The following is a 23,202-nucleotide window of genomic DNA, read 5'->3' on the forward strand; positions in this document are numbered from 1 at the left end:
CGTATGGCTGACACGAAAACAACCATAAGCGAAATTCAGCTTTTCATAGAAGACCTTAAAAAGGACATGCCGGAGATTTTCTCGCAGCGGCAGAATCAGCCGGCGCTGCCTTTTGTGAAAAAACTGCTTTTCAGGGGCGAGCTTTACGACATATCGCCAGCCGACGCGAAAGATTCCTTGTCCGGCGTCATTCTTGAAAACGGGCAGGCCCGCATAACCTGCGATTTCGCCAAGGTCCATCCCAAAAACGCGCTGGAAACCTGGCTGAAAGCCCAGGCCGAGGCGATTATCGCCGAGCGGGCCGCTTTCTGGGGCGGGCAGATGAGCCTTTCCTTTTCCCGGGTCTGCGTCAAAGACCAGAAGACGCTGTGGGGCAGCTGCTCCGGCAGGGGGAACCTGAATTTCTCGTGGCGGCTTATAAAAGCGCCGCCGGCAGTGCTAGATTATCTGATTATTCACGAGCTGGCGCATCTGGTTCACATGAATCACGGGGACGAATACTGGAATTACGTCGCCCAGTGGCATCCGGACCACAAAGCCTGCCGCCGCTGGCTAAACGACCACAAAAACGAGCTTATGTCGGACATAGAGGTTGACAAAATTGATTCCCCACAACAAGCAGCCCCGCAGCCGCCCGCCGGCGGCGGGCCGTCCGCGGAATCCGCATAAACCATCCTTTCGCCGCGAAACCGGGCGTCCGCGCGCCGGAGAAGGCGCGCGCAGGCCCCATAATGCGCCGCCCCGGGGCGCAGCCGGGGGAATGCGGTCGTTTGGTCCGCCGCCCCGTAAAGAGAAAACAGAGGAAACCCTCAAAATCACGGGTTTTGACGCGCAGGGATTTGGCGTCGCCGGAACCGGGGCGGACCGGCCCGCGCTGCCTTATTGCACGCCGGGGGATTTGGTTCGCGCCGCAGTGTCCGTGTCCGGCAGGTATTCCGTTTCCGAAATCCTGCACGCCGGGCCGGGCCGGACCGCGCCGAAATGCCCGCTTTTTTTCAAGCCGGGGGCCAAACGCTGGTGCGGCGGCTGCGATTTCCAGCATCTGGGCTATGACGCGCAGCTTAAAGCCAAAAGCGCCGTCGCGGCGGCCTGCCTTGGCAATGCGGGGCTGCGGGTTGGGCTGGAATCCCCGCTCCCCTCGCCGCTGCACTGGCGCTACCGCAACAAAATGCAGCTGCCTTTCGCCAAATTCGGCGGGCAAGTCCGCGCCGGTTTTTTCCACCCCGGAACGCATGAGCTAGTAGACTGTCCGGACTGCGCCGTCCAGTCCGAAAGCGCCGTCAAAATCGCGCTTGAGGTCAAGGCAATGGCCGCGCATTCCGGCTGGAGCGTTTATAACGAGGACGAGCATACCGGCTGGCTGCGCCACATCTTAATCAGGACGAATTCGCGCGGGGAGGCGATGATATCTTTCGTCGGCAACGGCGAGCCGCGCTTTAATCTCACAGCCGCCGCGCAGAAGCTGGCTTACCGGCTGCCCCAGATAAAAAGCGTTTACCTTAACATCCAGATGGAGCAGACTTCCGTCGTTTTAGGCCGCCACTGGGAAAAACTGCTGGGCGAGACGCAGCTGGAGGAAAAAATCTGCGGCAGGCGGTTTTTGTTCTACCCCGGCTCTTTTCTGCAGGTAAACACTGCGGCGGCGCAGGAACTCTACAAGACGGCGGCGCAATTTCTGGCGCAGGGCGCGCGCGCGGCGGAGCTTTACGATCTGTACTGCGGGATAGGCGTCATCGGCCTGAGCGTCGGCGCGGGGTTCAAGCGGCTGACCGGCATAGAGGAAAACGCCGGCGCGGCGGCCTGCGCGTGGAAAAACGCGCGCCTCAACAACATCCCCAACGCCAGATTTATCGCCGCAAAGGCGGAGGATTTTTTCTCAAAAGGCGCGGCCTTTTCAAACAGCGCCGCCGTCATCATGGACCCGCCGCGGACCGGCTGCTCGCCCAAACTGCTGACCGCGCTTAACAACACGCTGGTCAAAAAGATAGTCTACATCTCCTGCAATCCCGAAACTTTCGCGCGCGACGCCAAACTCCTGACGCGCTCTAGTTTTGAGCTCAAGCGCGTAAAACCCGCCGACCTGTTCCCCCAGACCGCGCAGGTGGAACTGGTCGCGTTTTTTGAACGGAGAAACAGATGAGCATATTCCGGACCAAATCCGTGGACAGGATACTTGCCGAGTGTCATGACGGGCCGCATCTCAAGCGCGCGCTGGGCGCGCTGGACATCACCCTGATAGGCATAGGCGCGGTAATCGGCGCGGGAATTTTCACCATGGTGGGCGAGGCGGCCACCGGCGCGGCAAGCGGCCATCCGGCGGGGCCGGCGCTGATGCTGTCTTTTCTGATAACAGCTATCGCCTGCGGTTTCACCGCGCTCTGCTATGCGGAATTTGCGGCGATGGTGCCCATCGCCGGCAGCGCCTACACCTACGCCTACGCCACTCTGGGCGAGTTGGCGGCCTGGATTATCGGCTGGGATTTGATTATTGAATACGCCATAGGAAACGTAGCCGTCGCCATAAGCTGGTCCGGGTATTTCAACGATTTGCTGCTGAATGTCTTCGGCGTCGGATTCCCGCTCTGGCTGAGGACGGATTACCGCAGCTTCATTCATAACGGGCTGGATTTGTCCTCGGTTCCGCATGTGCTGGGCGTGCCGGTCATATTCAACCTGCCGGCGGTGCTGGTGGTGCTGGCTATCACCGCGCTGCTGGTGCGCGGCGTGCGGGAAAGCGCGTCTTTCAACGGCGTGATGGTCGGCATAAAACTTCTGGTGCTGGCGATATTTATAGCCTTCGGTTTTTATTACTTTGACCCCAAAAACTGGGTTCCGTTCGCGCCCGGCGGCTGGAAGGGGATACAGGCCGGCGCAGCCATCGCATTTTTCGCCTATATAGGTTTTGATGCGGTTTCCACCGTCTCGGAAGAAACGCGCGACCCCAAACGCGATATGCCCATAGGAATTATCGGCTCCCTTGCAATCTGCACGCTGATATATATTCTGGTTACCGCCGCGCTTACCGGCATGATGCCCTTTGACGCCATCCGCGCCAAAGCGGCGGAGCCGCTGCTTGTGGGGCTGGAATACCATCACGCCAGCCGGTGGCTGATAACGTTGGTGGCTTTAGGCTCGGTGGTGGCGACGACGGCGGTGCTGCTGGTGTTCCAGCTCGGCCAGCCGAGGATATTTTTCGCCATGAGCCGCGACGGGCTGCTGCCGCCGGTATTTGAGCGCGTGCATCCCGTGTACAGGACGCCGCATATAACCACCATATGGACCGGCGTCGCCGTGGCCGCGCTGTCGGCCTTCTGCAATATAGAGGAGATGGCGAATTTGTGCAATATCGGCACGTTGTTCGCGTTCATACTGGTCTGCGCGGGAATTATCGTGCTGCGAATCAAGGACCCCGCAAGGCCGCGCCCGTTCCGCGCGCCTGGCGGTTTTGCCACGCCCATACTGGGAATACTTTTCTGCGTTTATCTGATGGCCGGACTTGGCGGGACGACATGGCTGCGCTTTGTGCTCTGGCTGATTATCGGACTGGCGATATACTTCCTGTACGGCAGAAAACGCAGCGTGGTCGGCGCGGCTCAATAGCCCCGTTCCGGCGCCAGGAATCTCGAAATTCCGCACAGGAATGCCCCGCCAGCCGCGCCAAATTCCGCAATCCGACTGCGATTTCCGGGTTATAGATAGCATCCCCGAAATTGCGGATTTATGGGGGGCTGTTAATCTGCGTTAATCTGCATAATCTGCGGGGCATCTGCGGTAAAATGCCGTTTCGTCAGAGAACCCGCATGACGGTTCCCGCGGGCGGGGAAACAAAAGCATGGGTCATGCGCCGGCAACGCCGGTTTTGCTTTTCCCGCCGCGCAAGCTGTTTTCATTTACGCATTCAACTCTATCGCGGCGGCGGTTAAACGCAGATGCCCCGCAGATTATGCAGATTAACGCAGATTGGCTCAACGGCATTCCATGCGAAGCAATTTTAGCGGCGGAGGCAAATCAGAACCAAATTTACGGGATAGGAGCTTGTCCCGAATTTAGGATACTGTCCCCATTGGCACGTCGCATTCCGGTTCTAGCTATGAAGCATGAATGGTGGCCCAAACTGGATAATATTAAGAACTTTCAGCGCTCCATTTTCATGGGCGTGACAGTTTTTGTTGGATTAACAAGTAATACTTGGCAATTAAGAAGCAACAACGATTTTTCTATGCGCGCTAAATATTTTAAGAAATAGGGTGTTTTTGGAACAGCCAACGCAACCGACGCATTGGGGTATTTATTTTTTAGTTCGGCTATAGTAAAAAAGCCTCTCGCTACGCGGTCAAGAACTTGAGTCTCTGTATAACTTAGGCCATAACGAGCACTACCCCTGCGTGAACTTGTTCCTCCTTTCGCTTCTATCAGCAGAACCCCTTTCTGCTCATGTCTGGCCGTTATATCAATGCCTTTTTGCGTTGTAGTTAAAACACTTTCTATGATATACCCCTCTATTTTCAGATATTGGCAAACCGCATCAATAACCGCATTTTCATCCATGTCTAGGATTGTTTCATTCATAAAATTCAGGGTCAATCCCCTCATCATTTGTTTCTGCGCTAGTGAATTCCTGTGGTAATTGCCAGTATTCAGGGCAATCGGTATCCGGCAAGCGACTATTCGCTAACATATCCTCAGTAATTGCATTGCACCGGACCTTGTGGATTTTTTCTTTCCGTGTAATATCGCGAACAAAACTCTGCCATCTTTGAAAAGACTGTCCCGGAGGAACCCAAATATCAACATTCCGGCGTCCTTTGCCCATCACAGCTTCGACTGCTACAGAAAAATCAAAATCTCCACTGAGGAGAATCGCTTTATCATATGCATGTAAATCCATCGTGTCTGCTAGCATATCAACAGCCAAACGGGTATCTGTTAATTTTTCTTGGCGCATTTTGCCCGCATGTTTTTCGAAATATCCAGGGATTACTATCAACCTATCTACCGAGCGCACGGCATCTAGCCATATTTTCTGATTAGCAACTTCCTGACTATTTAGTTCAGTGTAAGGATTTACAAGGGCAGTATAATATTTAATCCAAGCGAGATGTTCCCCTTCTTCCAAAAAATATTTTTCTGCAAGCTTCCGAAAATTACACCAACCTAAGCCAATAGGAACTTGCTTATTATTTTTTATGGAGTAATAGAAATTGAATCCATCAATATACATCCAGACTTTTTTCATAACTGTCCCGCTTAGCCAGATTGTACCGCTTGCGGTGCTACAGCGGGCCAGCGGGCCAACGGGCCAACGGGGACAGTATACTAAATTTTTTCAGCGGTCAGGATTTGATAGGTTTTGCCTGGTTTTATCTGGCGGGGATGCGCGTCAAATTCTGCGGCGAACTGTCCGTGTCATCCGCCGCGTCGGCTCTCGCAACCAATTTCCGGGCTAAATTACCGGCGCCGGAATTCTCTCCCGCGCTCGGGAAACGACCCCGGGCAGACGTGACTTCCCGTCCTGCAATCCTGCCATCCCGCGGAAAATTATTTTTTGAGGACGAAGAGGTAGAGGTCGCCGGAGGCTTTCATGCCGCTGGCTTCGGCGGCGGCTTTTTTGCCGGAACCCCAGAACAAATCCAGCCTGCCGGGGCCGCGTATGGCAGAGCCGGTGTCCTGCGTCGCTATGAAACGGCTGAACTGCCGGAAAGAGGTTATTTTGCCGCTGTCGTCGGCAACGGGACGGGTGGAGCTTATCATGCCGGCAAGCCCCAGCGGAATTACCTCCGGGTCAATCGCCACGGACCTGCCGGCGGTGAGAGGCCGGTCTATGGCGCCGTGCGGCTCCTCCCCGGCGGGCATGACGCGGAAAAATATGTAGCGCGGATTGAGGTTTATGATGCGCGTCTCCCTGCCGTTGTCCATGGACGTCATGTATTTGATGAAATCGGCAAAAGACATGGCCGGGATTTCGCCGCAATCCATAAGAATGCGCTGAACGCTTTTATACGGCCAGCCGTTGGCGCCGTCAAAACCCAGCCGCAACGCGGAGCCGTCGGGGAAACGCGCAAAGCCGGAGCCCTGTATCTGCAAAAGCATAATCTCCGCCGGGTGGGCTGACCACGCGAACTCCAGCCCTTTGCCTGCAAGCGCGCCGTTTTCAATCTGCTCGCGGGAATGGTATTTGGCAAGAGAGCCGTCCGGTTTTTTCATCCCGTAGTCAAAACCGGGGGCGGGGCTTTCCCTTACCAGGTCCGGCGGTCTGAGATAGAGCGCATGGGTATGCGCGGAATCAGAGGACGCGGCAACCGGGATGTCCGCCTCGTAATAGCCGGTGATTGTTATGTGGTTGCTGCCGTCGTCCGCCACGGATTTGTAGGCGGTAAATTCCGCGCCGACGGTTTTGCGTATTTCGTCAAGCGTTTTGCCGGATGAAAAAAGCTCTATAAGCCTGGCGGCGGAGCGGCGCAGCAGCGGGGCCCCGTATGTTTTTCCGCCAAGTTTTATGGAGAATGAATCCGGTTTCTCGCGCCAGTATTCCAGATTGGCGCGCACCGCGGAGAGGAAACCGGCCCTTTCCATGTCGTCGGCGAAATCCGGCATTTCGGAAGGGGACACCGGGGAAACGCCCCTTAAGGGTTGCGATGCGTTATCTGGATATGCGCGGTCGCCCGGCGGCAGGCGCGGGCACTGCGGTTTGATTGCGTCCGGTTCAGGCGGAATGGGGACTTCCAGAATCTGCGGCGGTATGGAGGAAAAGTTCCTGCTTAGCACTGCGGGCGGCTCCGCCAGGGCGCAGGCCCCGGCAAAGCACAGGCAGAATATCGCCGCCGCAAGTGTTTTCATAGGTGTTATTCGGTCGCCGGCATCGCTTCCCTCATCTTGGCGAAAAAGCTTTTTATCATCACAAGCTGGTCGTAGGGCAGCCTTATGCCGCGCTTGGTCCAGCCTTTGTAGGACACGTCGTCCTGCCATTCGCGCAAGTCTATGCCGGTGGAGTCCATGTATATCGTTATGCGCGCGACAAGCATCAGTCCCGGACGCTTGGCGTACCTGCCGATTTCCTCTTCTTTTATGGCGGTCGGCTCCGGCGGAAGTTTCTCCAGCGCTTCCAGAATTCCGGTCACTATGGCGGGGCTCATGGTAACGCCGGAACGGGTGGGGCCGGTGTAAGTGTCGCCCTTGAGGTATTTCCTGATGGAGCCGTAAGGATGTCCGCGATACTCGTCCACGGAAAATTTGATTTCCGAACCGCTGCCCGATTTTATAGCTCCGATATCCTGTAAAACCTTGAAGCCGCCCTGCGGCATAAGCCCTCCATGCGCGAAATAGTGTTTGTATTCTATGTTACGGAATGGTAAATGTCAATGACGGTTTGCTATACTTTCGCTGGAGGCGGAATCATGAGTTTCATATCCAAGCTTGCCGGTGAACTGGACGGTTGCGTAAGCGAGGCTATCATAAACCGCGAGCAGTGCGTGCGGATAATGGCGCGCGCGCAGGCAAAACACGCTGCCTCGCGCATGCAGGCGTCCACATGGATTACAATCATAGCGGGGCTCAGTTTTGCGCTGGGCATATCGCTGATATGCGCCTATAACTGGGACAAAATTCCGCCTTTGGCAAAGGTGCTTGCATTCAACGTTCTGCTCCTGGCGACGGGCGAAGCCGCGCTGGCGCTGCGCGCAAAGCACGGGGCCTGGGCGTTGGCTCCGGCGGCGTTGTGGTTTTTCATGCCTGCGATAGGCATAGGGCTTTATGCGCAGGTGTTCCAGTTGTCCGGCGACCCGGTAAAGCCGTTTTTTGCATGGGCGATGCTTTCGCTTCCGTTGGCGTTATGGTGGGAGGGCGGCAAAATTGCATTTGCCGAGGCTGCACTGCTGGTGTATGTGCTTTTCGCCGGAGCGTTCGGCCACGGCACAGTCATGACGCTGTCGGATATGTGGGCCGGCATGCCCGCGTCCGATATGCGGCTGGCCTGGCTGTCTGCCGGACTGGTTATAGCGGCCGGCGCATATATTACGGCCAGGAAATTGCGAAACCAGGCCGTCTGGTTTGCAGGAGCTTTGCTCGTCTGGATCATAATGCTCACTCATCACACCCGGATGTTCCACTGCGCGGACCCCGGTATGATAATGTTTGCCGCCGCCTCCGCCGCGCTGGTGTGCATAGGCGTCGGCGCGGAGTATTCCTGCGGAGAAACCGGATTGCCGTTTATCGTATGGTTTGCCGTTATGTACGGCGCGGGTTTCCTTTACAAGCACGATCGGCTGCACGGCTTTGGCGGCGGCGGGATAACCGCAAACGGCATTATGCTGCTTTGCGGCATATACGCAGCCGCCGCCGCCTTTTTCCTGTTTGGCAGGAAACCGGTATTCAGCGCGGACCCGCGCAGCGAGAAAGCGGCCAGAATCATTATGCTGCTGTTTACCGGAATGCTGTGCCTTTTATCCGGCCAGTTCACTGTTGCGGCGGCAGTGGCGGCGAATATAGTCCTGTTTGGCTCCGGCGCGGGGCTTATATGGCACGGGATGGTTTCGGGGAATTTGAAGCATGTGGACTATGGGGTTACGGTTGTGACCGTCATGCTGTTCACCAGATTCCTTGATTACTTCGGCTCCATGCTCACAAGCGGGAGCGCGTTTATCGCCGCTGGCTGCGCGCTGGCGATGTTCGCATATTTTATACGCAAGGGCAGGAAAATCGCAAGAGCGCAATCTTCCACGGACGGAGGCGGCATATGAGCAGATACCGCCTGTTTTTGTGCGCGCAAATACTTGTTTTTGCCGTCTGGGGCGCCAAGCTGCTGTCCGGGCATACAAATTCCGCCGTCGTATGGCTGGACACAAGGCCGGTTGACCCGCGCGATTTGCTGAGCGGGCATTACATCGCCCTGTCATATCCGGCAGCGGATCTGCGAGGCCTGAACTGCGGTCCGCAGCCTGACATTTTCGTGAAGCTGGAGCCGGATTCCGTTCCCGTGCAGACAATGCAGGGGCCTGTTCTGCTGTATCACGCGGCGGCCTGCTCCGCCGAAAAAAGCGGCGGCGGGATTTGGGTCCGGGCAATGCAAAACGGCGGGAATGCCGTGTACGGCATAGAACGGTTCTATCTGAACGAAAACAATCCCATCCGTTTTGCCAAGTCCGGCAATCTGGCGGCAAAAGTGCTGGTAAATTCCGGCGGAGACATGCGCATAACCGCCGTTGCGGAAAAAAACCAGTAAAACCGAGCCGGCAACCGCAAATTCGGCAACTATGATAGAATTGTCCTGCTACTCCTTCGCGCGTGTATACAGGGGGCTTTTATGAAACCGGTTAGCTTGCTTATTCTGGCTGCGTTCTGCGGCGTTGCGGGCGCGGATGAACTGCGCGTGGTCGCATGGTCGCCTTCGGGCGAGAATGTGCAGGACGGCGTTTCTCAGATAACGGCCACTTTCAACCGGCCCGCCGCCGCGCTTGGCGCGCAGATGCAGAACTGCCCGTTTACGATGACCCCCGCGCTGAAAGGCCGCTGCCGCTGGGCCGGCACGCAAACCCTGATTTTCGAGCCTGACACCCCGCTTGCCCCCGCAACCGGCTATGAGGTCAAAATAGCGAAACAGATAGTTTCCCAGCCTTCCTGCGAGGCGATGCCCGAGGATTTCAAATGGACTTTCGCCACCGAACGCCCCCAACTGCGGGAAACAAAGCCGGAAGACGGTTCCGGCTGGATAGATGTGAACGCTGTTTTGTTTGCCAGATTCACTCTGCCTATGCAGCAGTCGCTCCTGCGGGATTTTGTGGTTTTGGAGGAAAAGAGTGAAAGCGGCGGCAAGTCTGAAGTTGCGCTCGGCATCCGCCATGCCACGGCGGAGGAGATAAAAAGCCTCTGGGGCGACTATGCGCTGGAGTCTGACAAGACGCTTTCCACCTCCACGGTGATGGCGCTAAAACCGGCGCGTCCGCTGCATCCCGAAAGCCGCTACCGGCTTGTGTTCAAAAAGGACATGCCCGCGGAAACCGGCAATCTGGGCATTATCGCGGAGCGTGTTGTAAATTTCTCCACCTGGCGCAACTTCGCTTTTGCCGGCGCCTCCGCGCCGTCCTGCCTGCCGGGGGAGGCGGTGGTCAGCTTCACCAATCCCGTGCGTTACGGCGATTTGCTGGACAATCTGTCGCTGGAGCCGTCCTCCGCGGCGGCAAAGGCGGCGGAAGGCTACCGCCGCGAGAACACCGGCGACGAGGATGCCGACAAACGGGTTTACAGCCATACGCTGAGCTGGGTCCCGCTTAGCCCGGGCAACCCGGTCAAATTCACCATACGCGCCGGCCTCAAGGACGCCTTCGGCAATGTGCTGGAAAAAGACGCGCAGGCGCAACTCATCCCGCCGGATTACTGCCCCAGGATGTCCATGTCCGAGGGATTCGGCATACTGGAAAGCTACGGCAAGCCGCGCCATCCGGTTACGGCCATAAATGTGATGTCTGCCGCGATTCAGAAAAAAGCCGTCGCGGAGAATGAAATCATTCCGCTTTACAACGACATGGTCTCCGGTGCGACCACATGGTATGAGGGCGCGCCCGCGCAGCGATGGAATCCCAACGACAAACGCAATATTTCGGTGCGCACTTTCGCGGATTTGTCGCCCGCGCTTAAGGGCAAAGGCGGCGTTGTTTTCCTGCGCGTCAACAATGACGGGACACAATGGCATTCCGCGGCGGATAATGTAACCCGGCTGGGGCTGATGTTTAAGACCTCGCCGCAGAGTTCGCTTGTCTGGGTAAGCTATCTGAAAACCGGCGCGCCGGCTGCCGGCGTCCCCGTGCAGATACGCGGCGACGACAATAAAATCCTCTGGCGGGGCGCCACCGGCAGGGACGGTTTCGCGCAGGCGCCGGGCTGGGCCAAACTGGGGGCCGTCGCCAAAAACAGATGGGAAAGGCCGCGGCTGTGGGTGTTCGCCAAAGACCCGCAGGGCATGGCCGTGCTGGCAAGCGATTTTCACGGCGGCATAGAGCCGTGGCGCTTCAACGTGTCATCGGATTATTCCCCGGCGGCGCGCGACTACCGCGGCGAGCTGTATGCCGAGCGCGGCGTCTACCGCCCCGGCGAAACCGTCAATCTCAAGGCCGTGTTCCGCAAAAACGAGAACGGCGACTGGGCCTATCCCGGCGTTAAAACCGTGCTGGTTACAATTCAGGACCCGCGCGGGGTTGCCGTGTATTCCTCCACCGCCGCGGTTTCGGGGCTTGGCTCCTTTGACTTGTCATACAAGGTTGGCGAGCTTGCGTCCACCGGCTGGTGGAATGCCAGCGCGGCGGAGTATCATCAGCCGCCCGCCAAACCCGCCAAAGACGATGAAGGCGACGATATCGCCGCCGAAAAGGTGATGGACGCGCTTACAGAGCGCGAAATCGCCGCCCAGGCCGAGGGCCGCCCGGAGCCGGATTTAGAACAGCTTGTCGGCGGCAAGGGGGGCAATGCCGCGTTGGCCGGCGGCGGTTTGGGCACGGAGCAGGGGGGGGCAAAAGCCGACGAAGCCGCGGATCCGGACGCCTCCGGTGGCAGCCTGCGGCTTGAGGCGCAGTTCCGCGTGGAGGCGTTCAAGCCCGCCGTGTTTGAAACCCGCCTCATACCGGATGCGACGCAGTATTTCCCCGGCGGCGAAATGCGCATGAATATGGAGGCGTATTACCTGCAGGGCGCGCCGCTGGCCGGCGCGCCGGTGGAATGGAAAATGCAGTTCTTTCCGGTGAATTGCGCGCTGTCTTTATGCAGGCAAGACTACTGGTTCGGTAAAACGGCGCAGTTTCCCGTGTCGGACGCCGTGTCTGGAATTTCCGGGCTGAATGCGGACGGCAAGGCCGTGATAACCGTCGCGCTGCCCGCGGGATACGATACCGCGCTGTACGCTGTTTTTGAAGTTTCGGCCACAAGCCCGGAGCGCCAGCGCCTGTTCGCCAGAGAGGAGGTAATGCTGCATCCCGCGGAGTTTTATCCCGGAATCCGCTATCGCAGCGACGACCGTTCCAATTCCTTTGCGAAAGGCAAGCCTGCCCTGATTGACCTGGCCGCCGCGCGTTACGACGGCGTTTTGGCTTCTGGCGTGCCGGTGGAATGCGCGGTTGAGCGGCGCGAGCATGTCAGCGTCCGCCGTGTCGGCATCGCGGGCCGGCTGGAATGGGCCAGCGAGGAAAAGCGCGTGCCGGTGTCCACATTCTCTTTTGTCTCCTCCACGGGCCCGTACACGTTGGACTTTTCCTCGGCTGCCGCCGGAGAATATGTGATTACCGCCTCGGCCACCGACAGCCTCGGCAGAAAAGCCGTGTCCAGCTCCAGCTTCTTTGTCTTCGGCGACGGCGAGGGCTGGTGGCCGCGCAGGGACACCGATATCATAGAGCTTGTCGCCGACAAGAAAAGCTACAAGCCCGGCGAAACGGCCCAGATTCTCGTGAAATCCCCCTATTCCGAGACGCGCGCCATTGTTACCATAGAGCGCGAAGGCGTCATGGACAAATGGCTTACCCGCTTCAACGGGGGGGTGAATTACATCACCGTTCCCATAACCGATGCGCATGTGCCCAACGTCTATGTGGGCGTCGCGCTGGTGCAGGGCAGAACCGCCGAAAACAAGTTTGACGACGAAGGCCTTGACGCCGGCAAGCCCCAGGCCAAGTTCGGCTACATAAACCTGAACGTGGACCCGGGCGGCAGGAAGTTGGACGTTGCCGTCTCCTCCGACAAGACGGATTACCGGCCCGGCGGCGAGGTGACCCTTGAGGTGGCGGCCTCGCTGGGCGGTAGGCCGGCGGACGCGGAAGTCTCCGTCGCTGTGGTGGACGAGGGCGTGCTTGCGCTTACCGGATACCGCGCGCCGGACATATTCGGCTCCTTCTACGGTCCGCGCCCGCTTGCGGTCTGGACGGCGGATTCGCGGCTTTATGTGATAGGCGAGCGTAATTTCGGCCAAAAAGGCGAAAACCGGGGCGGCGGCGGTTCCGGCTCCGGCGGCGGCGGGCCGGGGGTTGATTTGCGCTCCCGCTTTGTCCCGACCGCCTACTGGAACCCCTCGGTGCGCACCGGCCCGTCGGGCAGGGCGAAAGTCAGCTTCAAACTGCCGGACAACATAACGCGCTTTAGAGTTATCGCCGTGGCGCATACGCTTAAGCAGTTCGGCTACGGCGAGGCGGCGTTTACCGTCTCCCAGCCGCTGGCGCTGCGGCCCAGCCTGCCGCGTTTTGCGCGCAACGGCGACATGTTCAGGGGCGGCGTCGTGGCCGGCAACTACACCGGCGCGGATTCCACGGTTACAGTGTCCATAGAGCCTTCCGGCGACGCGGTGCGCGTCGGTTCCGGCTGGGCCAGGGACGTGTTCATACCGCAGGGCCGCTCGGCGGAAATAACATGGGACATGACTGCCGTCCGCCAGGGGGAATCCTCTTTTGCGTTCAAGGCCTTGTCCGGGGGGGAGAGCGACGGCCTGCTCAAAAGTCTGAATGTGAGCGAGCCGGTCCGCCTCCAGACCGCCGCGGCATCCGGCGTTACCGAAAGCTCCGTCTCCGAACAGGTGGCAAAGCCGCCGGCTTCTTCCGACGCCAGGGCGGATATAACCGTTTCTCCCAGCGCGGCGGGGGGGCTTAAGGAGAGCATGAAATTCCTGCTGGATTATCCCTACGGCTGCCTTGAGCAGAAAATATCCGCGCTGATGCCCTATCTCGCAGGCGGGGACATGGCCGAAAACCTGGGCATAACCGAGGCCGCGCAGTGGAAACCCGCCGCGCAGAAGACCATAGATTCCTTTGCGGCATATCAGCACCCTTCCGGCGGTTTCGGCTATTGGAGCGAAAATCCGCAGCCGGACCCGTATATCACCGCCTATGCGTTGGATGCGTTTAGCATGGCTAAGGAAGCAGGGCTTGATGCCGGCTCCGCGCCGGCGGCTGCCGCCAAATGGCTGGAACAATGGCTGTCCGACCAATCCCGCTGGGCGTATCCGTATTCCCAGCCCGAGCTTTATGCGGCGCGCGCGTACGCGCTGTATGCGCTGTCATTGCATGGGAGGCCGCAGCCTGGCGTGTTCGGCAGCCTCTACGAGAACCGGGGCCAGCTGCCGCTTTCGGGCCGGGCCTGGCTGCTTAAATCCGCGCCGTATATGACCGCCGTTTCCAGCGCGGCGGACGCGCTTTCCGGCGAAATTCTCAGCATGGCGCGCTATTCGCCGGAAACCATGCATTTTGAGGACGCGTTTTCCCAGGAGCCTGGCTGGCTGCACCAAAGCCCGGTTACGGAGACCGCCGTCTGCCTGGATGCGCTGCTGGCTTACAAAAAAGGCTTTCCGGGAGATGAAAAAGCGGTCCGCTGGCTGGTTCAGGAGCGCAAAAACGCTGGCCGCTGGCGCACCACTCACGAGAATGCCGCTGTCCTGCGCGCGCTGTCCCGGTTTTACGGGATATACGAGAAAGACGAGGGTTCCTTCACCGGATATGTGTTCTCCGAGCCGTCCGGGGACAGAAAACTGCTCTGGACCGGAGATTTTGTCAACCGCACGCCGCTTTCGGCGTCGTCCTCCTTCAAGCTGGACGCGCTCTCCGGCGCGGACGGGACCGCGCGGCTGCTGTTTTCTCTGACCGGCAAGGGCAGGCTTTATTACAACATCGCGCTGCGCTATTATCCGCAGGCCGCCGCCCCGGCGGAGAATGCGGGGTTTGAGGTGGAGCGCAAAACGGTTCCGCTGCGCTGCGTGAATGCGCCCTCCGTGCAGCCCTGCTCGCCGCCGGCCCTGTCGGAGCGCGCGGTTGTCACTCTGACTGTAAAGACCAGGACGGGCCGCTCTTTTGTCGCGCTGGAGGACCCCGTTCCGGCGGGATACGAGATAGTGGACCCGTCTTTTTCGGTTGAAAGCAGCGGGGATGCCGCCGCGCTGGACAAAGCGCAGGGGGAGGCTGACTGGATGACGGGTTTCACCCGCCATGAGATTTACGACGACAGGATAATCGCTTTTGCCGACTATCTGCCCGCGGGGGAGCATAAATACTCCTACCTGGTGCAGGCGGTTACTCCGGGAAAATTCGCCCAGCCGCCGGCTTATGCCGAGCAGATGTACGAGCCGGAAGTCTACGGCCATAACGCCGCAGCCGTGGTGGAAATAGGCAGGTGATTTTCCGCGCGGCGCTTTTATTGGCGCTGCTTTGCCCGTGCGCGCGCGCGGCGGCGATTTCTCCGCGCGGATGCTCGCCGGTTGTAACCGACCGCTACGGCGGCGCGCTGCGCGTGTTCCTGTCGCCCGGACAGTCGTATTCCCGCCCCGTCTCCATTGACGAAGTCTCCCCCTGGCTTGTGCTGGCCGCGCTGGCGGCGGAGGACAAGCGTTTTTTCTCCCATCCGGGCGTTGACATGCGCGCCGCATTGCGCGCGCTGTGGCAGAACGCCAGTTCCGGCAGGACGGTTTCCGGCGCCTCCACCATCACTCAGCAGCTTGCCCGCTCGCTTGACCCCGCTCCGCGCACTCTGGGCGCCAAGCTGCGCGAGACGCTTACCGCGCTGCGGCTGGAGCGCAAACTCTCCAAGCGGGAGATTTTGGAGAGCTATTTCAACTCCGCGCCCTACGGCGGCAATGTCTACGGCGTTGAGGCCGCAAGCCGGCTGTATTTCGGGACGTCCGCGGCGGAACTGTCTCCCGCGCAGGCCGCGCTGCTTGGCGGCATTCCCAAATCGCCGGTAAAATACGACCCGCTTGCCCATTTTGCTGCGGCGGCGGGGCGCCAGCGCATTGTGCTGCGCCGGATGTTTGACGCGGGCTATATCAACGAGCGGATTTACACGCTCGCGCTGGCGGAGAAACTGTATATTCGCCATGACGCGCGGCCTTTTCTTGCGCCGCAGCTTGCGTTGCGCGCCGCGCGGCTTTCGCCCGGCCTCTGCTCGGTGAAAACCACCATAGACCCGCAAATCCAGACTTATTTCCAGAACCTGCTAAAGGCGAGAATAGACAAGCTGTCCCGGCAGAATGTAACCAACGGCGCCATGGTCGCGCTGGACAACCGCACCGGAGACATCCTGGCGTGGGTCGCCTCCGCCGATTTTTCGGACGGCAGGCATGGCGGGCAGATAGACGGGGTTGCCGCGCTGCGTCAGCCCGGCTCCGCGCTGAAGCCTTTTGTCTACGCGCTGGCTTTTTCAAAAGGCTGGCGCGCCTCGGATATTATTGACGACAGCCCCGCCTTCTTCCCCGGCGGCTTCTCGCCCAAAAATTACGACGAGACTTTTCACGGCCCCGTGTCCTTGCGCGAGGCGCTGGCCTGCTCGCTGAATGTCCCCGCGGTAAAGCTGGCCGACAGGCTGGGCCCGCCGGCCATACTGGACGCGCTGCATAAATTCGGGTTCGCCTCGCTGGACGGCCCGGCGGAAAAATACGGGCTTGGCATCGCCCTGGGCGACGGAGAGGTTGCGCTTGCGGAACTGGCCGCCGCGTACTGCGCGCTGGCGCGCGGCGGCTCGCTGATAGAGCCGGGATTTATCCCGGCTTCCGCGCCGCGTCCGGCGCGCCGCGCCATAGACCCGGTTTCGGCCTATATCGTTACCGATATACTGTCGGACAACTATGCCCGCGCGCGGGCTTTCACGTTGGATTCGCCGTTCAATCTGCCTTTTGCTTTTGCCGCCAAAACCGGCACCAGCAAGGATTACCGCGATAACTGGGCCATAGGCTACACGCCGGAATGGACAATCGCCGTCTGGACGGGAAATTTCAGCGGAAAGCCGATGCGCAAAGTTTCCGGCATAAGCGGCGCGGGGCCTGTTTTGGGCGATGCCGCGGCGTATATGTATTCAAAACGCCCGTCGGGCGAGTTCGCCGTCCCGCCGGGGATAAAACCCGCCGAAGTCTGCTCCTCCACCGGCAAATTGCCGGGGCTGGACTGCCGCCAGACGCGCAGGGAGGTTTTCTCCTATAAATACCCGCCGGACCCCGCGCCCGCGCCGGAGCAGTCCGCCGCGCGCGCTGTCCGGCGGCAGATGCCGTCCGTTGATTTCCCCAAAAACGGCGACGTGTTCAAGATAGACCCCGCCGCTCCGCGCGCCTCGCAGCAAATCGCGCTGAAAGCCGCCGGCTTGCCGGGGGGGGCTGCGGCGCGGTGGATTGTTGATTCAAAACCGGCGGATATGTGGTGGCCGCTGAAGCCGGGCCGCCATACCGCGCGGTTTATCTGGACGCAGGACGGCAAAACCGCCAAATCCGCCCCGGTTGGATTTACCGTGCTTGAATGAGGTGTTTTACCAGCGCCGCGAATGCGGCGCGGCGGTGGCTTATGAGGTTTTTTTCCGCGAAAGAAAGCTCGGCAAGCGTTTTGCCGTCCGCAATTATGAAAAGCGGGTCGTAGCCGAAGCCGTTTTCCCCGCACGGCGCAAAACCTATCCCGCCTTCCAGCCTGCCCTCTTCGGTGATGACTCTGCCGTCCGGGAAAGCCAATGCCGCCACGGTGCGAAAGCGCGCCGTCCTTTTCCCGGCGGGTATCGTGGCCATTTCGCGCAGCAACTTTTCGTTATTGGCGGCGTAATCGCGTTCCCTGCCGCAATATCTTGCGCTGTAGACGCCGGGCGCGCCGCCAAGCGCGTCAACTTCCAGCCCGGTGTCGTCTGCGAGGGCGGCAATGCCGCTTTGCCGGCAGGCGGAAACCGCCTTTAGAACGGCATTTTCCTCAAGCGTTTTGCCGGTTTCCTCCGGCATGGCCAGCGACGGGAAATCCGCCAGCGTCCTGTAAACCGGCCCCGCCGGCAGCAGCGAGATTATTTCCCTTGCCTTGTCCGCATTGGCGGTGGCAATAAGAATTTCAGCCATTGGGCAGCCGGGAGATGGCGTCTTTTATGCTCTCTTTTTTAGAGGAGGCCTGTTCAAGCCGGGCGCAGACTTCGTCAACCTTCTCTTTGGGGGCGCGGGTCTTGAAATTCTCGTTGGCAAGCTGGGCGGAGCAATGCGCCATTTCCTTTTCCAGTTTTTCCAACTCGCCCTGCAGGCGCAACTTTTCGGCGGCGAAATCTATGACGCCGTGGCCGTCCAGCCAGATTTCCACGTCGCCAAACACCGTGGTAACCCAGCCGGAGGGGGGGGCGGATTGCGCCGTTTCCAGCGCGGACGCCTTCGCCAGACGGCATATGTAGGAGGAAGCGGCGTTCTGAAGCAGCTTTCTGCTTTCCTCGCCGCGCGGGTTTACGCGGACGGCTATCTCTTTTGCCGGGTGGATATTGTAGAGCGAACGGATGGTGCGCAGCGCGGTGGTTACGCCCATCACAAGCTCCATCTCCTTCGCCGCCGCCTCGTCAAAGCGCGACTTGTCCGGCTGGGGGAATTGCTCGCTGATTAGAAATTCCGCTTTGCCGCCGGTGTGCGGGCGCAATGCGGCGGCAAGTTCCTCGGTGATAAAGGGCATGAACGGATGCAGCGCCTTCAATGCGCCCTCCATTATGTGGACAAGTATGGCCAGCACGGTTTCCCTGTCCGCCGCGTCGTCTGCGGCCAGGCGCGGCTTGGCAAGCTCAACATACCAGTCGCAATAATCGTCCCAGAAGAAACGATACAGCGCCAGCGCGGCTGAGGCAGGGTCGTAGGCGGCCATGCTGTGTTTTGCCTGGCGTAATGCGGCGTTGTAGCGGTGCAATATCCATCTGTCGGCGAGGTTTTCCGGCTTCTGCGGCGGCGCGGGGATTTTGGCGCCTTCCGGCAAATTCATCAGCACGAAGCGGCAGGCATTGTAGATTTTGTTGCAGAAATTGCGCGGGCCGACATTGGATTCCTCGGCGAAAGGAATATCCCTGCCCGGCAAAGCCTGCGACGCCAGCGCGAAGCGCACCGCGTCCGTGCCGTATTTGGCGGTCATGTCCAGCGGGTCTATTACGTTGCCAAGCGATTTGGACATTTTCTTGCCGTGCTTGTCGCGCACGATGCCGTTTATCAGCACGTCGGAGAATGGGACTTTGCCCCTGAACTCCATGCCCAGCATCACCATGCGCGCCACCCAGAGATATATGATTTCGTAGCCGGTAACCAGCACCGAGGTGGGGTAGTAGTAGTTAAGCTCCGGCGTCTCCTCCGGCCAGCCGAAAACCGAAAACGGCCATAATCCCGACGAAAACCAGGTGTCCAGCACATCCGGGTCCTGAACCAGGCCATGCCCGCCGCATTGCGGGCATTTCTCCGGCCTGGCGGCGGAGAGTATCGGCTTTGCGCCGTCCTTGAACGAAACGCGGGTTACTTCCCCTTCGGCGGAGCGCACAAGGCCGCCCGCGCTGCAAGTCTCGCAGTACCAGACGGGTATGCGGTGGCCCCACCAGATTTGCCGGGAGATGCACCAGTCCTCTATCCTGCCCAGCCATTCCAGATACGGTTTTTTCCAGTTTTCGGGATGGAATTTGACGCTGCCATTCTCGGCGGCTCTGATGGCGGGGGCGGCGAGGTCCTTCATTTTCACAAACCACTGCTCGCTGACCAGCGGCTCTATCGGCTGGTTGCAGCGCGAGCAGGCGCTTACCGCGTTCTGGTACGGCTCCTCTTTTTTCAGGAAGCCGCCTTCGTCCAAATCCTTCACAAGCTGCTGGCGGCAGGCGGAACGGTCCATGCCGGAGTATTGGGGGGGGACATTCTGCATTTTCCCGTCAAAGCCGATAACTGTCAGCGTCTCAAGATTATGCCGCTTGCCGATTTCATTGTCGGCGGGGTCGTGGGCGGGGGTTACTTTCACCGCGCCGGTGCCGAAGGCGGAATCCACCGCCTCGTCTGCGATAACGGGGATGAGGCGGCCCGTCAGCGGCAATTGCAGCTTTTTGCCGACGAGATTTTTGTAGCGCGAATCTTCGGGGTGTACGGCGACTGCCGTGTCGCCCAGCATAGTCTCCGGGCGGGTGGTGGCGACGGTGAGGCCCTCTCCGCCGTTTTCCAGCGGGTAATGAATGTGCCAGAGTTTGGAGGAGGCCGTCTCATGCTCCACTTCTATGTCGGAGAGCGCGGTGCCGCAGCGCACGCACCAGTTTATCATGCGCTCGCCGCGGTAAATGCGGCCTTTCTGCCAGAGCAGCCGGAATTCCTCGTTGACGGCGCGGGCGCGCTTTTCGTCCATGGTAAAGCGCACGTTGGAGGGGTCTGTGTCCAGCGCGCAGCCGAGGCTTTTCAGCTGCGTCAGTATGGTGCTGCCGCATTCGCCGTACCATTTCCACAATTCGGCGACGAATTTTTCCCGCCCCAGGTCGTGCCGGCGCAGCTTGCGCTCTTTGGCGAGCTTTTTTTCTATGACGGTCTGCGTGGCGATGCCGCCGTGGTCGGTGCCGGGGACCCAGTACGCCTCATGCCCGCACATGCGGTTGTAGCGGATGAGAATATCCTGCAAAACATTATTGAGCGCGTGGCCCATGTGCAGCGCGCCGGTGATATTGGGCGGCGGAATCACGATGACGAAAGATTTTTTAGATTTGTCCTGCGGCACGGTGGAGACGAAAAGCCTCCTTCCCTGCCACTGGCGGATGAATTTTTCCTCTATCGGTTTAGGTTCGTAAGTTTTGGGGAGCATAGGTCCTCCATATCACATCCCAGAAATCTGCGGCCTGTGTTTTGGGCGGCTTCCAGCACGGAATAGCCGCCGGCGGCGGGGTCTATCACGATATCGCCCTCGTTGGTGGTGGCGGCGATAAGCCGCTCCTGCAGCCGTACCGGCTTGGCGTGCGGATGCGCGGCGGTTGACACCTTCTCGTCCCACACGTCGGGGATGCCGTGGTCTTGCCAGACGCCTTTGGCCCTTACCGGCGGCTTTTGCAGCACGGCGATATGCTCGCTGACGCGCCGGGTGCGGTAGCCCATGCCCATGCGCTTTTTGTTCCAGGTCAACATGTCCACCACCTGCAGTTGCGAGCCTGCCAGCAGCGCGGGCAGCTCCGCGCAAAAAATGAACTTGTCCACCCACAGCATCAAATGCCCGCCCGGCATCAGCGCCCGCTGCGACTGGGCCAGGAATTGCCGTATCGTTTCGCCGCTCATCTGCGGCAGCAGGGCGCGCTTTTTCTGGCGCGCGCCCTCGTTACCGTAACGTTGTTTGTCCAGCACGCTGCGGTACTGCGGGTCAAAAAAAATCAGCGGCGCGCAGTTGCCGGGCAGAAGCTTCAGCAGCTTCAGCCCGTCCATGCGCTGCCGGGCGTTGAATTTCAGCCCGCGCGGCAGCGCAAATTCCGGCTGCGCCGCGACGCGCCCGGGCGAGAATACGCTCATCCCTTTCATTTTAGTAATTTTATATCATATCCGCATGACATATAACCCCGTAACGCCGGAGATAGCCGGCAAGCTTAAAGAAATTTGCGGCCCCAAAAATGTCCTCGCCTCCGATGAGGAACGTGAGCCATACTCTCACGACGAAACCGCGTGTCTTTCCGCAGTTCCCGCCGTGGTAGTCCGCCCGGAAAACACCGCGCAGGTCAGCGCGGTGATGAAGCTGGCCTTTGAAAACCGCATTCCCGTAACCCCGCGCGGCGCGGGGACCGGCCTTTCCGGCGGCGCGGTTCCGGTGATGGGCGGCATTCTGCTAAGCCTGGAGCGGCTGAATAAAATCCTCTCCGTTGACCCGGAAAACCTTATGGTCGTCGCCCAGGCGGACGCCATCACCGGCGACATTCAGAAGGCCGTGGAGGAAAAGGGCCTTTTCTATCCGCCGGACCCGGCAAGCCTTGATTCCTGCTCCATCGGCGGCAACGTAGCCGAAAACGCGGGCGGGCCGCGCGCGCTCAAATACGGCGTTACCCGGCATTATCTGTGCGGGCTTGAGGTGGTCTGGCCCGACGGCAGAATCTCCCGCATGGGCGGCAAGCTGATGAAAAACGTCGCGGGCTACGATTTGCCGGGCCTTGTCTGCGGCAGCGAAGGCACGCTGTGCGTCATCACCGAAGTAACTTTAAGCCTGATTCCCAGGCCGCCGCACGAGGTGGATTTGCTAATTCCATTCAACTCCATCGCCGACGCGGTGGCTGCCACCACAAAACTGATAAGCGCGCGCATACTGCCCGCTACCATGGAGTTTATGGAGCGCAAGGCCATCTCCGCCAGCGAAAAAATGCTGGAAAAAACCGCGCCTTTCCCGAACGCATCGGCGCATCTGCTTATCCAGCTTGACGGCACGGACAAGGCGCAGCTCCAGTCCGATTACGAAAAAATAGGCGAAATCGCCATGGAGTACGGCGCGGAGGATATTCTTGTCGCCGAGGACAAAGCCTCGCAGGACAGAATCTGGGAAATCCGGCGCGCGATTTCCGAGGCTATCACCCACAAAAGCCCCGTGCTGAAAAAAGATGATATAGTGGTCCCCCGCGCGAAACTGCCGGAGCTTTTTGACCGGCTGGCCGCGCTGGAGGGAAAATACGGCATAGAAATCATCTCCTTCGGCCATATCGGCGACGGGAACGTCCATATAAACTTCCTGAAAAACAATGTTTCGCAGGAAGACTGGGACCAGAAAATCGGCCCGCTCATGCGCGAGACTTTTGAGATGACGGTTTCGCTGGGCGGCGCGATTACCGGCGAGCATGGCGTGGGCTGCACGAAAAGGCAGCATCTCCCGCTGTCGGTTGACGAGCCGTCGCTTGAACTTATGCGCAAAATCAAGTCGGCCTGCGACCCGCGCGGCATATTAAATCCCGGCAAGGTGTTTCCAGATGAATGCCCGGCGGCCTGCCGCGAGCAGGCGGAAACCGCTGCGGCGGTTTAAGGCGGCTTGAAACTTTCCCAGTCTGTGATTGCCCTAAATTTTTCATAGAGGAAAGTCCGGGAAATCTGTGTAAATCGGTGATCAATCTGTGGATAAAACTTCCCCGTCGTGAATTGGCAACTATGGATGGGTTGGTTTTTGCGGAACTGCCGCAGCGCATGGCCACCCGCGAAACAGCGAGTTATCCACAGATGTATCACAGATTGAACACAGATTAAGCGGAATTTCCCGGATGAAAAAGGCAAATCTTGAGTATGAGGCGGAGCAAGTTCTAAAATGTAGTTATGGAAGGGTGGCCGAGCGGTTTAAGGCGCCGGTCTTGAAAACCGGTGAGGCGGCAACGTCTCCGTGGGTTCGAATCCCACCCCTTCCGCCAGATTTTTCCATAGATATAACCGCATGGCGCGAACCGGGGATATCCGCCTTCACCGGCATGTAATATTCTATTGTCCCGCCGTCTTTGTCCTTGTCCACCTCAATCCGCTTTATCCACTGG

15 protein-coding genes and 1 tRNA gene are annotated in these 23,202 nt (G+C 59.3%); 9 read left to right on the forward strand and 7 right to left on the reverse strand.

What is annotated here, in order from left to right; all coding sequences use genetic code 11:
- The first annotated feature begins 3 nt into the window (after positions 1 to 3).
- From WC421_08350 to WC421_08360, 3 genes are all read left to right on the forward strand, one after another.
- A complete protein-coding gene (locus tag WC421_08350; protein MFA5162243.1) occupies positions 4 to 669 on the forward strand; it encodes a M48 family metallopeptidase in 666 nt (221 codons plus the stop codon).
- Between the two features lie 91 nt (positions 670 to 760).
- Positions 761 to 2,140: a 23S rRNA (uracil(1939)-C(5))-methyltransferase RlmD gene (rlmD, locus tag WC421_08355; protein ID MFA5162244.1), complete on the forward strand. Its 1,380-nt coding sequence runs from the start codon at positions 761 to 763 to the stop codon at positions 2,138 to 2,140.
- Positions 2,137 to 3,600, forward strand: coding sequence for an amino acid permease (locus WC421_08360; GenBank protein ID MFA5162245.1), 1,464 nt, complete (start codon positions 2,137 to 2,139; stop codon positions 3,598 to 3,600). Before rlmD ends, WC421_08360 begins: the two co-directional genes overlap by 4 nt.
- Positions 3,601 to 4,134: 534 nt before the next feature.
- On the opposite strand, the gene WC421_08365 is transcribed toward WC421_08360, so the two are convergent.
- From WC421_08365 to WC421_08380, 4 genes are all read right to left on the reverse strand, one after another.
- The gene (locus tag WC421_08365) at positions 4,135 to 4,569 is read right to left on the reverse strand and encodes a hypothetical protein (protein MFA5162246.1); all 435 of its coding nucleotides are present in this window, start codon (positions 4,567 to 4,569) and stop codon (positions 4,135 to 4,137) included.
- Positions 4,562 to 5,236 carry an NYN domain-containing protein gene (locus tag WC421_08370; protein MFA5162247.1) on the reverse strand — a complete coding sequence of 225 codons (675 nt, stop codon included), beginning with the start codon at positions 5,234 to 5,236 and terminating at the stop codon, positions 4,562 to 4,564. Before WC421_08370 ends, WC421_08365 begins: the two co-directional genes overlap by 8 nt.
- A 302-nt stretch (positions 5,237 to 5,538) precedes the next feature.
- Positions 5,539 to 6,837 carry an MltA domain-containing protein gene (locus WC421_08375; GenBank protein ID MFA5162248.1) on the reverse strand — a complete coding sequence of 433 codons (1,299 nt, stop codon included), beginning with the start codon at positions 6,835 to 6,837 and terminating at the stop codon, positions 5,539 to 5,541.
- Positions 6,838 to 6,842: 5 nt separating this feature from the next.
- Positions 6,843 to 7,301 (reverse strand): hypothetical protein, encoded by a 459-nt coding sequence (locus tag WC421_08380; GenBank protein ID MFA5162249.1) that lies wholly within the window; start codon positions 7,299 to 7,301, stop codon positions 6,843 to 6,845.
- Positions 7,302 to 7,394: 93 nt separating this feature from the next.
- Here WC421_08380 and WC421_08385 point away from each other — a divergent pair, with 93 nt between their 5' ends.
- The 4 genes from WC421_08385 (at position 7,395) to pbpC (ending at position 17,238) form a co-directional block, all read left to right on the forward strand.
- Positions 7,395 to 8,735, forward strand: coding sequence for a DUF2157 domain-containing protein (locus tag WC421_08385; GenBank protein ID MFA5162250.1), 1,341 nt, complete (start codon positions 7,395 to 7,397; stop codon positions 8,733 to 8,735).
- Complete coding sequence (locus tag WC421_08390) at positions 8,732 to 9,217, forward strand: GDYXXLXY domain-containing protein (protein ID MFA5162251.1); 486 nt, start codon at positions 8,732 to 8,734, stop codon at positions 9,215 to 9,217. The genes WC421_08385 and WC421_08390 overlap by 4 nt, the downstream gene beginning before the upstream one ends.
- Before the next feature lie 81 nt (positions 9,218 to 9,298).
- Entirely contained in the window at positions 9,299 to 15,130 is a 5,832-nt protein-coding gene (locus tag WC421_08395) for an alpha-2-macroglobulin family protein (protein ID MFA5162252.1), read from the forward strand.
- Positions 15,127 to 17,238 carry a penicillin-binding protein 1C gene (gene pbpC, locus WC421_08400; protein MFA5162253.1) on the forward strand — a complete coding sequence of 704 codons (2,112 nt, stop codon included), beginning with the start codon at positions 15,127 to 15,129 and terminating at the stop codon, positions 17,236 to 17,238. The genes WC421_08395 and pbpC overlap by 4 nt, the downstream gene beginning before the upstream one ends.
- Here the strand turns inward: pbpC and rdgB are convergent.
- Genes rdgB through WC421_08415 form a run of 3 tightly spaced genes read right to left on the reverse strand, consistent with a single transcriptional unit; the run spans position 17,222 to position 21,229 of the window.
- The gene (gene rdgB / locus WC421_08405; GenBank protein ID MFA5162254.1) at positions 17,222 to 17,809 is read right to left on the reverse strand and encodes an RdgB/HAM1 family non-canonical purine NTP pyrophosphatase; all 588 of its coding nucleotides are present in this window, start codon (positions 17,807 to 17,809) and stop codon (positions 17,222 to 17,224) included. The two genes, pbpC and rdgB, sit on opposite strands and share 17 nt — an antisense overlap.
- Entirely contained in the window at positions 17,802 to 20,528 is a 2,727-nt protein-coding gene (locus WC421_08410) for a valine--tRNA ligase (protein MFA5162255.1), read from the reverse strand. Before WC421_08410 ends, rdgB begins: the two co-directional genes overlap by 8 nt.
- Entirely contained in the window at positions 20,495 to 21,229 is a 735-nt protein-coding gene (locus WC421_08415; GenBank protein MFA5162256.1) for a site-specific DNA-methyltransferase, read from the reverse strand. The genes WC421_08410 and WC421_08415 overlap by 34 nt, the downstream gene beginning before the upstream one ends.
- 25 nt (positions 21,230 to 21,254) lie before the next feature.
- On the opposite strand from WC421_08415, the gene WC421_08420 reads away from it, so the two are divergent.
- Together WC421_08420 and WC421_08425 are read left to right on the forward strand one after the other, a co-directional pair.
- Positions 21,255 to 22,706, forward strand: coding sequence for an FAD-linked oxidase C-terminal domain-containing protein (locus tag WC421_08420; GenBank protein ID MFA5162257.1), 1,452 nt, complete (start codon positions 21,255 to 21,257; stop codon positions 22,704 to 22,706).
- 286 nt (positions 22,707 to 22,992) lie between these two features.
- A tRNA-Ser gene (locus WC421_08425) sits at positions 22,993 to 23,082 on the forward strand.
- Positions 23,083 to 23,202 lie beyond the last annotated feature (120 nt).

It is taken from the genome of Elusimicrobiales bacterium, assembly GCA_041651175.1.
In the GTDB taxonomy this organism is placed as follows: domain Bacteria; phylum Elusimicrobiota; class Elusimicrobia; order Elusimicrobiales; family Elusimicrobiaceae; genus JAQTYB01.

Coding starts and splice junctions, on each gene's coding strand:
- WC421_08385 (MFA5162250.1), top strand. CDS start 7,395: ATGAGTTTCATATCCAAGCTTGCCGGTGAACTGGACGGTTGCGTAAGC.
- WC421_08370 (MFA5162247.1), bottom strand. CDS start 5,236: ATGAAAAAAGTCTGGATGTATATTGATGGATTCAATTTCTATTACTCC.
- WC421_08360 (MFA5162245.1), top strand. CDS start 2,137: ATGAGCATATTCCGGACCAAATCCGTGGACAGGATACTTGCCGAGTGT.
- rdgB (MFA5162254.1), bottom strand. CDS start 17,809: ATGGCTGAAATTCTTATTGCCACCGCCAATGCGGACAAGGCAAGGGAA.
- WC421_08350 (MFA5162243.1), top strand. CDS start 4: ATGGCTGACACGAAAACAACCATAAGCGAAATTCAGCTTTTCATAGAA.
- WC421_08410 (MFA5162255.1), bottom strand. CDS start 20,528: ATGCTCCCCAAAACTTACGAACCTAAACCGATAGAGGAAAAATTCATC.
- WC421_08415 (MFA5162256.1), bottom strand. CDS start 21,229: ATGAAAGGGATGAGCGTATTCTCGCCCGGGCGCGTCGCGGCGCAGCCG.
- WC421_08375 (MFA5162248.1), bottom strand. CDS start 6,837: ATGAAAACACTTGCGGCGGCGATATTCTGCCTGTGCTTTGCCGGGGCC.
- WC421_08365 (MFA5162246.1), bottom strand. CDS start 4,569: ATGAATGAAACAATCCTAGACATGGATGAAAATGCGGTTATTGATGCG.
- WC421_08420 (MFA5162257.1), top strand. CDS start 21,255: ATGACATATAACCCCGTAACGCCGGAGATAGCCGGCAAGCTTAAAGAA.
- WC421_08395 (MFA5162252.1), top strand. CDS start 9,299: ATGAAACCGGTTAGCTTGCTTATTCTGGCTGCGTTCTGCGGCGTTGCG.
- WC421_08390 (MFA5162251.1), top strand. CDS start 8,732: ATGAGCAGATACCGCCTGTTTTTGTGCGCGCAAATACTTGTTTTTGCC.
- rlmD (MFA5162244.1), top strand. CDS start 761: ATGCGGTCGTTTGGTCCGCCGCCCCGTAAAGAGAAAACAGAGGAAACC.
- WC421_08380 (MFA5162249.1), bottom strand. CDS start 7,301: ATGCCGCAGGGCGGCTTCAAGGTTTTACAGGATATCGGAGCTATAAAA.